4 protein-coding genes are annotated in these 6,560 nt (G+C 61.3%); all 4 read right to left on the reverse strand.

Features of this window, described 5'->3' with window-relative positions:
• Nucleotides 1-297 precede the first annotated feature (297 nt).
• The 4 genes from leuS to EI28_RS11465 are packed head-to-tail and all read right to left on the reverse strand — an operon-like array spanning nt 298 to nt 6,183.
• On the reverse strand, nt 298-3,075 hold the full coding sequence (leuS, locus tag EI28_RS11450) for a leucine--tRNA ligase (RefSeq protein WP_369792291.1): 2,778 nt from the start codon (nt 3,073-3,075) through the stop codon (nt 298-300).
• 40 nt (nt 3,076-3,115) lie between these two features.
• The gene (locus tag EI28_RS11455) at nt 3,116-5,014 is read right to left on the reverse strand and encodes a PINc/VapC family ATPase (RefSeq protein ID WP_048114975.1); all 1,899 of its coding nucleotides are present in this window, start codon (nt 5,012-5,014) and stop codon (nt 3,116-3,118) included.
• A gap of 23 nt (nt 5,015-5,037) precedes the next feature.
• The gene (hisI, locus tag EI28_RS11460; RefSeq protein ID WP_048114976.1) at nt 5,038-5,403 is read right to left on the reverse strand and encodes a phosphoribosyl-AMP cyclohydrolase; all 366 of its coding nucleotides are present in this window, start codon (nt 5,401-5,403) and stop codon (nt 5,038-5,040) included.
• Nucleotides 5,404-5,409: 6 nt separating this feature from the next.
• A complete protein-coding gene (locus EI28_RS11465) occupies nt 5,410-6,183 on the reverse strand; it encodes an A24 family peptidase C-terminal domain-containing protein (protein WP_231476788.1) in 774 nt (257 codons plus the stop codon).
• Nucleotides 6,184-6,560: the final 377 nt, after the last annotated feature.

Genomic DNA, 6,560 nt, shown 5'->3' on the forward strand with positions numbered 1-6,560 from the left:
ATACTGGACCGTGGGGATATCGCCATTGGGGGAACGACGCTCCGTAGGAGCGGAGTTGAGGCACCGAAGGTGCGAAGCCAATGGAAAGCCGTGTATGGGTTTGTGTACCCAGTCAGAGAACTGAAGCGGGAGAAGATCCATTCTGGCAGTTTCAGATAACACCTGCTGGTGTTTGAGCTTAGTGTCCTGTTCTCTGTTGGGCAACTGCCGTTAGCCGATCGGTTCGCCTCGCCTTCACTAAAGAATGGTTAGGACCTTGGACAAAAGCGCAAAAAGGGCTAAAAAAAAGTGAGTATCTTACTCAATCACAATCGCCGGCTTGAACGGCAACGCCCCCGAGGCCTTCGGGTGCGTGCTCACCTCGGCGCTCTGCACCTTCACCGGCACGCCGAACTCATGCTCCAGGAACGCCCGTGCGCCCTCGAGAACCGCCTGCTCGTCGAGGGAGGATTCCTGCAGCTGTTTCACGAGGTCGGGCGGCAGTTTCAGCACGAGTTTCGTGATCTGCTTCGCGGCATCGGTCGCTTCGCGGCCGCGCTTGCGCATCTCTTCGTTCTGCATGATCTCGCGCACCACTCTCGTCTTGTCGGCCGAGGCCGCGATGATCCGGAAGGCCTCGTGCTTCCATGCCGGGGCGACGAAGAGGCTGACGGACGCGGGCTCCATCGGGATGAGCTTCATGATCGACTCGATATCCTCGACCGTCCGGGCGAGGAGCTCCTCGGCGAGCTCGATCTCCGGGCTGACCCGGCTCTCGTCCACCTCCGGCCAGGGGGTGAAGGAGACCATGCCTTCCCCGCCGATGTCCTTCCAGAGCGCCTCACAGGTGAACGGGACGAAGGGGGCGAGCAGCCGCACCCATGTGCGGCAGAGGTCCTGCATCACCGCTCCGCCGCTCGCCCCCTCGGGCAGGCGGCGGCGATACCACTTCAGGTCGGCCTCCACGCCGAAGAACGCCTCCTGCAGCGCCTGCCGGGTCTGGAACCCCTCGAGTGCCGCGGTGGCGTTCTCGATGCGGCGCTGGAGCCTGCTCGCGAGCCAGGCATCGATGTCGTAGGCGCCGGCCGCGTCCTTCGCCTCCCCGACCGTGTTCCAGAACCGCTCGATCTGCCTTCTCGTCGACGAGACGAGTTCGTTCCTCCAGTCGAAGTCCTGCCAGGGCTCGGCGCTTCCGACGAGGAACATCCGAACCGTATCGGCACCGAACTCCTCCACGGCGTCCTCGAGCAGGAAGACGTTGCCCTTGCTCGAGGACATCTTCGCCCCGTTCAAAAGGCCCATCCCGAAGACCACCATGCCCTGCGGCTGCAGTTCCTGCGGGAAGATCGCCCGGTGATGGAAGAGCTGGAAGGTCAGGTGGTTCGAGATGAGATCCTTTGCCGAGAACCGGTAATCGTAGGGGTACCAGTAGAGGAATTCGCCCCTGATCCGATCGAGGGTCTCGCGGTCGACGGTCTCCGGGCTTCCCTCCCCGAAGAAGATGTAGTCGAAGACCTCGGGCGTCAGGTTCTCCGGCGGAATGGCTTTCAGGTGATGGGCGATCGTGTAGTAGGCCATGTAGATTGTCGAGTCGGAGAGCGGCTCGATGATCCAGGTCGGGTCCCAGGGAAGTTTCGTCCCGAGCCCCACCCGGCGGGTGCAGGCCCAGTCCTTCAGCCAGTCGACCGTCCGGTCGAACTCCGTCCGGACCTCGGGCGGGACGAGCGCCATCCGCTCGAGCTGGGTCTTCACCTGCTCCTTCCAGCACGGGTCGCTGTACTCCAGGAACCACTGGTCGTGCAGGATCTTCACGAAGACCCGCCCCCCGCACCGGCAGGTGACCTGGCGGTTGTCGAACTCGTACATCGCGATGGAGCCGTACCGCTCCATCATCACCGCCGCAACGTCGTCCCGGGCCTCGCGGACCGGTTTGCCGCCGTACTTCTCAAAGACCTTCCCGCGGGAGAACTCCGCGCTGTAGACCTCCTGGGTGAGCGCCTCCATCCCCGGATCGTTCTGGTCGCGGATGCCCGCCCGCTCGACCGCGTCCTTTGCCGGGATCTCGCCGTAGCCCTCGACGGATATGAGCGGGACCGGCCGGATGGACGTGTACTTCCCCTGCTGCTGCAGGTCGCGGAGCGCGATGTAGTCGAACGGTGCGTGGGCGGGAACGCTCATGACGATCCCGGTCCCCATGTCCGGGTCGACGAACGTCGCCGGAAGGACCGCGACATCGCCGGAGAGCGGGTGGGTGACCGTCTGGTCGACGAGCGCCGTCCCGGGTATCTCCTCTCCCACGCGGACGTCGTGGTCCTGGAGGGCAAGCTTCGCCGCCGCCTCCCTGCTCAGGATCCACTCCTCGCCGTCAAGCGTCACCCGCACGTAGGTGACGTCCGGGTTCACCCAGAGGTTCGTCACGCCGTAGACCGTCTCGGGCCGGAGGGTTGCACAGGGAATCCTGGCGCCGTCCCAGGAGAAGACTACCAGGGTGAACCTGATGATCTCGGCCTTCTCGCCCTCGAGGAGATCGTGGTCGCCGACCGGGTTCTCGCACTGGGGGCAGTATTTGACCGGGTGGGCACCCCTGACGACGTGCTCCTCCTCGTGCAGGTGCTTGTACTGCCACTCGATGAACCTGCTGTACTGCGGATCGACGGTGATGAACCGGCGCCGCCAGTCAATCGAGAGCCCGCACTTCTGCATCACGCGGCGGTACTCCTCCGAGAAGTGCCGGACAATCTCCATCGGGTCGATGAACCGATCGAGGATGTCCTGCGGCACCCGGTAGAGGTCACGGTAGAGCCCGATCGTCGTCGTGTCCCCGTTTGCGATCCTCTTCGATATCCCGATGACCGGGGTGCCGGTGACGTGGAACGCCATCGGGAAGAGGACCTGTTTTCCCCTCATCCGCTGGTAACGGGCGAGGACGTCCGGGACGATGTAGGTCCGTCCGTGCCCGACGTGCATCGCCCCGCTCGGATACGGGTACGCCACGGTCAGGTAATATTTCTCTTTCTCTGCCGGATCGGCCTCGAACGCGTGCTCCCACCGGGCGATGCACTCGCGTTCGTTGCCCTGCATATCTAATCCGCTCACTCTAAGCCTCCAGATTCTGGTTCCTCATGTTCGGCCTGTATCATACCGGTCTTAACCGGATCGTCTCGCCCTCGTTGTAGCGCTTGATCATCTCCTGGGCGATCGTGCTGTTCTTGGCGAGGAGGATGTCCCCCTCCTCGTTCACCGTTGCCGTGAAGAGATACTCCTTCCCGGCGAAGACGTCCACGATCTTGCCCCTGTTCTCGGGAGATACGATCGTCAGTTGTTTTTTGTCGAGACGGATCTTGATGCCGCCGGCAAGCTGCATCTCTTCCTCGACGGGTTTCTGCGCCTCGAGTTCGCTTTTTGGCCGGATATCGATCCCGATACCGAGTTTGTTCACGATCGCCGAGACGTTCTTGCCGCCCTTCCCGATCGCCGCCGGGACGTCCTTGTCCTCGATGTAGACGACGGCCTTGTTGTCGCTGATGATCCGGACCTCCACCGGGCCGGTCGTGTACCGCCCGATCTCGCGCTGGACCTCCTTCTCGGCAACCTTCCAGGTGACGTTCTCCTCGGGCTCCGCTGCTGCCGGTGCCGCGACGACCGGCGGCTCCGCAGGAGCAGCGGCCGGCTCTCCGGTGTTCCTCTTCCGGGCGAGCGGCATCACCAGGGTCTCTCCTTCGTAGCGGAAGATCTCGATCTCGGGCTCCCGCCGGGCGTGTTCGCGGACGACGATCACCGGGCGGATATGCACGTCGCCGGGCATCCCTTCCGGTGCCTTGATCGCCAGATAAAGGTCATAAATCTTCGTAATCGCGCCCTGGGCGACGTAGATGACGGTGTTGATGATCTGCGGCAGGATGCTGTAGTCCACCCGGTCGCAGAACCGCCGGAGGCAGTCGTGCACCTCCATGGCGTGCACCACGCCGACCATGCCCATCCCGGCGAGACGCATATCCGCGTAGACGCTGAAGTCCTCGCTTTTGCGGATCTCGTCGAAGACCACGTAATCGGGCCGGACGAGCAGGAGGGCTTCGGCGGTGTTCGTCATGCTGCCCTCGAGCGCCGTGTACTGGGTGATGTGGTCGGGCACCTGCAGGTCCCGCGGCGCCTCCATCGTCTTCACGACGAAGTTGTTGTCGGCGAGGAACGTCGCAAGGCTCTGGGCGAGGGTGGTCTTCCCCGCCCCCGGCGGGCCTGCAATCAGGACGCCCCGGCGGTTCCCGAGGATTCGCTGCTTGATCTCCGGTGCCATGTCGTAGTCGTCGAGCGAGAGGTCGACGAGCGGGCGGACGACCGTGATCTCCATCCCGTCGGAGAACGGCCGCCGGGCAATCGAGATCCGGAGCGACCCGATCTGGACGACCGTGATCCCCCGCTTCTCGAGTTCGATGAAGCCGTCCGGGTCGCGTTTCGCCCGCTCGAGGAGTTCCTGCGCCATGCCCTTGAGTTCGTACTCGGTCATCGGTGCATCCCGGAGGGTTACCAGGCGGGTGTCCCGGAGTTTCCCGATCTTTGCCACCGGCTGGGCCCGCTCTTTAAGAGTGATCGCGATCGTCTCCTCATCGAGGTACTGGTCGATCGAGAGCGGCGAGAAGTCGCCGATCTGCGGCCGCAGGTAGGTGACGTCGAGACCTTTGGCCTTCGCCACCTCCGCCTGCACGAGGTCGCTCGTGATGAACCGGGCCTCGTGGTCGATCGCGACGTTCCGGATCAGGGCATCGATCTCGCCCCCGCTGGAGAGTTTCACCTGATCGAGGCTGGGGCGTTCTCCGGAAAACCGGAGTTCGATAACATTCTCCCCCGACATCCGGAAGAGTTCCTGGAGTTCGTTCAGACCGGAAAACCCTATCTCCCGCCCCTGATTCGCCTGGGCCTCCAACTCGGCGACGACGGCTTCCGGTATGATTATTGTTGCGCCCTTATATTCTCCGGTTTTTATCAGCGATGTTATGCGTCCGTCTATTACGACGCTTGTATCGGGTACAATTTTCATAAAAAATCACCATAGTAATGAAGTCATTCACCCTTATTAGCGTATACCTTCTCCGGATCGAAGACCAATCCGGCGATCTCCTCCCCATCGACCGTCCGGTAGAAACACGAGGCGTGGCCGGTATGACAGGCAGCGCCGGTCTGCTCCACCTCGTAGAGGACGGCATCCTCGTCGCAGTCGACCAGGATGCGCGAGATCCGCTGGACGTGTCCGCTCTCCTCCCCTTTCTTCCAGAGTTTCTGCCTGCTCCTGCTGTAATAGTGTGCATATCCGGTGGTCCTGGTGAGTTCCAGCGCCTCTGCGTTTGCGTAGGCGAGCATCAGGACATCACGAGTCCTTTTCTCCTGCACGATGACAGGCACCAATCCGTCCTTGAACTGTATCTCCATATTTATTCACATTCCCGCGATTGTCTTCATGATTACAAAGAGGATATCTCCCATGAACAGTGCGGTCAGGAATCCCGCCGTGATCGGTATGATGAATGGAATGCCGTAGGATATCCAGACCTTGCCGGCCTTCCTGTAGAGGGAAAGTTCCCTCTGGTAGTCTTTTGGGTGCAGCCTGAGATCTTTTGTGTATAGCCGCCGCTCCCCCCGCACGATGCGCCCGAGCGATTCCTTAAATCCGACGAACCGCCTCACCAGTCTGCCGTCCTCCCCTTCTTCGATATCTTCCATCACGAAACCGAACTCGTTCTGGATCGATCTCCCGTCGACGGGAAAGCCGAGCAGGAGACAGGGCAGCGGGGCCCGGTTCCCCTCCAGGATGTTCTTCGCGAGGATTGCGACGGGTGCCGCGATATTGATGAGCACGGCGTTCGTCAGCACGCTGAACGGGAAGAACCCGAGGGGTGATGCACCGAAGAACGGCTCGAGCGGGTAGAACGGGATGCATGCGGTTATGATGATGAGCGCGTATGCATCCGCCCCCCCGAAGAGGTTTACAGCCTGGAAGAGGTAAAAAAATCCGCAGAAGACCGCAACCAGGACGAGGTACCCCGCTGCCGCCTGCCAGTCCGCGAGGATGGTCAGTCCGTATACCCAGACGGCCGCCGGGATCGCGATCGCGAGTGCGGGGCGCCAGGTTTTGTGAGGCACCCGCCGCTCCTTTGCATCCAGGATGGATGCATATATGAGCGTGACCCCTATTGCAGCCGCTGCAATCATAAGGGGAACAGTTACCACGGGCGGGAGAATCATGGGCGGGTACTCTATGCACCTGTTGTCTCTTATTTCTGGCGATCTTTCTTTGTAGGGGATCGCTGTCGTTTCGATGCATTTTCCGGATGGATCCGGCATTATACGGGCACCTGCCGTCGGCCGGAGCGGTTCATGCGTTCGGGTTCTTCGGTGATAATCCCCTCCACGGTCGGAAACCTATCGGAGACTGTTGCGTGTAAACGGTCTCCTCCCGACTTCTGGATACGTCTCTTTCTCAAGAATATTTGTTAGAATCTCGATTCCATTATCACAAGGTATTAATAATAGCATACTGATGTGATATATTGTGATAGGGGGTAAAAATCCCCTTTCCGGCATACAAA

It is taken from the genome of Methanoculleus sp. MH98A (assembly GCF_000691865.1).
Lineage (GTDB): Archaea > Halobacteriota > Methanomicrobia > Methanomicrobiales > Methanoculleaceae > Methanoculleus.